Origin of the sequence: Bacteroides fluxus YIT 12057 (genome assembly GCF_000195635.1) — a bacterium.
Taxonomy (GTDB): Bacteria; Bacteroidota; Bacteroidia; order Bacteroidales; family Bacteroidaceae; genus Bacteroides; species Bacteroides fluxus.
On record NZ_GL882645.1, the window covers coordinates 1 to 950 of the forward strand.

A 950-nucleotide genomic window follows, 5' to 3' on the forward strand; every position below is an offset into this window, starting at 1 on the left:
CCCCCATTATAACTTTACATAGAGGAACTTTATCCTATCCCCCTCCCGTCCCCCAAGGGGGGAAGCGACCAAACGGCAGCTTCGCTCAATGGAGTGTTACTCTGAACTGAAACCTAAAGATAGCTGGCGTTCATCTTCTTCAGCTTTCTTTTTAGTTGATAGAGATTTTTTCCGAACGTATGTTTTGGTAAAAGAAACTCTATCCCCATTGAAAACTATAAGGGGATTGATGAACCATAAGTTCTCGTTTATACCTCTGGCTATAATCTCCGCTTTAACCAGTTCTGCAAGCCCTCGATAAACTGTACCTTTGCTTGTATATTTCGTATATTCAAGACAATCTTCTAGGATAAACATTATCATATCATTCTTGGGTTTCATACAAGTCATGATATAGCCAAATACCCTTATTGCGGCTTGTGAAAGGTCAAAAAATGCAGCAAAATTGTTCAGATAGAGTTTTGCAAATTGTTCTTCATCTACTTCTATCTGTCGAATAAAGGAAGTTCGGAACACTTCTCCTGTATCTGTATCAGCAACGGCAACAACTGCTTTTTTGTCACTTCCTGTACTGCTCTTATATTTTTTAACAACATGATTTTCAATATCTTCTATTGCTTGCTTCATGAATGGATTTTCCTTATTCCTTTGGAAGTCGGATAATTTTAGTTCGTTTTTTGCCATGGTATATTATTCTATTAGTTCGATTTTTCGCCTACAAATATAGACTATCAGTCCAACAAAAATAAACACACAGTTCGATTTTTAACATGATTTATTGAACTCTGAGTTCAAGCTAGATTGAACTGGCAGTTCATACAGTGTGAACTAGCCTATATTGATTATCAATTACTTAGCTTATGTTGTTTCTTATAGTTCTTAATACACCCCCAAAACAGCACAAAATCAGCCACTTAAAAATCATCGGTCGGGGAGCGCCCAGCGGCAAG

1 protein-coding gene is annotated in these 950 nt (G+C 37.4%); it reads right to left on the bottom strand.

Annotated elements, in window-relative coordinates; genetic code table 11:
- Positions 1 to 96 precede the first annotated feature (96 nt).
- Positions 97 to 684 (bottom strand): replication/maintenance protein RepL, encoded by a 588-nt coding sequence (locus tag HMPREF9446_RS11210; protein WP_009125772.1) that lies wholly within the window; start codon positions 682 to 684, stop codon positions 97 to 99.
- Between the last annotated feature and the right edge of the window lie 266 nt (positions 685 to 950).